The organism is Methylobacterium nigriterrae (assembly GCF_037106235.1).
Taxonomy (GTDB): Bacteria; Pseudomonadota; Alphaproteobacteria; order Rhizobiales; family Beijerinckiaceae; genus Methylobacterium; species Methylobacterium nigriterrae.
On record NZ_JBAWTG010000316.1, the window covers coordinates 1 to 2,059 of the forward strand.

Consider the following 2,059-nt stretch of genomic DNA (forward strand, 5'->3'; position numbering starts at 1 on the left):
CCGTCAGGCTGCGGGTTTTTTGCGCTGGACGCTGCTCTGGGGGTTGAGGCTGCCGATGTTGCCGCTCTCGGTTCCGGCGGCCGGGTCGATCTCGGCGTTGATCAGGGTCGGGCGCCCCGAATCGAGCGCCGCGCGCACCGCCCGGCCGAGCTCGTCCGGCGTCGTCACGTTGACACCCACCCCGCCAAACGCCTCCATCATCCGGTCGTAGCGCGAGCCCGCCACGAACACCGTGGTGGCCACGTCCGAGCCCCCCGACGGGTTCACGTCCGTGCCCCGGTAGATGCCGTTGTTGTTGAACACCACCACGCAGACCGGAAGCTGGTAGCGGCAGATCGTCTCCACCTCCATGCCCGAGAAGCCGAAGGCGCTGTCGCCCTCAACCGCCAGGACCGGATGGCCCGTCTCGATCGCGGCCGCCACCGCAAACCCCATCCCGATGCCCATCACGCCCCAGGTGCCGACATCCAGCCGCTTGCGCGGACGGTGCATGTCGATGATCCCGCGCGCCAGATCGAGCGTGTTGGCGCCCTCGTTCACCAGGATCGTCTCGGGCCGCTCCGCCATCACGTCGCGCAGCGCCCCCAGAGCCCCGTGGAAGTCCATCGGCGCCGCGTTCTTGCGCAGCTTGCCCGCCATCTTCGACAGGTTCGCCTCCTTGCGCGCGGCAATCGCCTCGAGCCAGGCCGAGGGCGGCGCCGCCCAGCCCGAGCCCATCCCGTCGAGAAGCGCCTCCACGCACGAGCCGATGTCGCCGACCAGCGGCGCGGCAATCTCCACGTTCGAGTCCATCTCCCGCGGCTCGATGTCGACCTGGATGAACCGCGTCGAGCCCGGCTCGCCCCAGCTCTTGCCCTTGCCGTGCGACAGAAGCCAGTTCAGACGCGCGCCCAGAAGCAGAACCACGTCCGCCTCCTTCAGCACCAGCGAGCGCGCCGCCCCCGCCGATTGCGGGTGGGTGTCGGGCAGAAGCCCCTTGGCCATGCTCATCGGCACGTAGGGAATGCCGCTCCGCTCCACCAGAGCCCGGATCGCCTCGTCGGCCTGGGCATAGGCCGCGCCCTTGCCCAGGATGATCAGCGGGCGCTTGGCCCCCTTCAGGAGATCGAGCGCGCGCCGCACCGCGGCCGGGGCCGGGATCTGGGCCGGCGCCGGGTCGATCACCTCGACGAGCGAGCGCGCCCCGGCCTCGGCATCCATCACCTGCGCAAACAGCTTGGCGGGCAGGTCGAGATAGACCCCGCCCGGACGCCCCGACACCGCCGCCCGGATGGCGCGCGCCACCCCGATGCCGATGTCGGCCGCGTGCAGAACCCGGAAGGCGGCCTTGCACAGGGGCTTGGCGATGGCCAGCTGGTCCATCTCCTCGTAGTCACCCTGCTGCAGGTCGACGATCTCGCGCTCGGAGGAGCCCGAGATCAGGATCATCGGAAAGCAGTTGGTGGTGGCGTTGGCCAGCGCGGTCAGCCCGTTGAGGAAGCCCGGGGCCGAGACCGTCAGGCAGATGCCCGGCTTCTTGGTCAGGAAGCCCGCGATCGCCGCGGCGTTGCCGGCATTCTGCTCGTGGCGGAACGAGATCACCCGCATCCCCTCGGCCTGGGCCAGCCGGCCGAGATCGGTGATCGGGATGCCGGGCACGCCGTAGATGGTGTCGATGCCGTTGAGCTTGAGCGCGTCGATGACGAGGTGGAAGCCGTCGGTCAGCTCGCGCTCGGGCGCGCCGGCCGCGTCGGGACGGCTCGAGGTGGTGATGTCCGAGGCCGCCATGGCGGGCTCCGTCGGGCTGGTGCGGTCCGGGCTGGTGCGGTCCATGGCTGTCTCCTCCATCTGGCAGGCGCCGGCTTCTCGGGTCCGGCGGGTTAAGCCGCGGCGCGGCTGTGCGGCCCCTGGGGCCGGGCGGCGCGGACGTTCCGCGCGAATGCGGTCCGAAACTGGCATACCAGATACCAGCTGTCAAACCGAAACCGCCCGCCGCCCCCGCACCAACCCGCGCCGAAAACCCGCCCCGAGCCAGGCCAAACCCCAACGCCCCAAAACGCAAACGGCGGCAAACCTGCAA

Annotated in this window: 1 protein-coding gene; it reads right to left on the reverse strand. The window is 70.5% G+C overall.

What is annotated here, in order from left to right; genetic code table 11:
- Positions 1-3: 3 nt before the first annotated feature.
- Positions 4-1,767: an oxalyl-CoA decarboxylase gene (gene oxc, locus WDW90_RS36605; RefSeq protein ID WP_336492639.1), complete on the reverse strand. Its 1,764-nt coding sequence runs from the start codon at positions 1,765-1,767 to the stop codon at positions 4-6.
- Positions 1,768-2,059 lie beyond the last annotated feature (292 nt).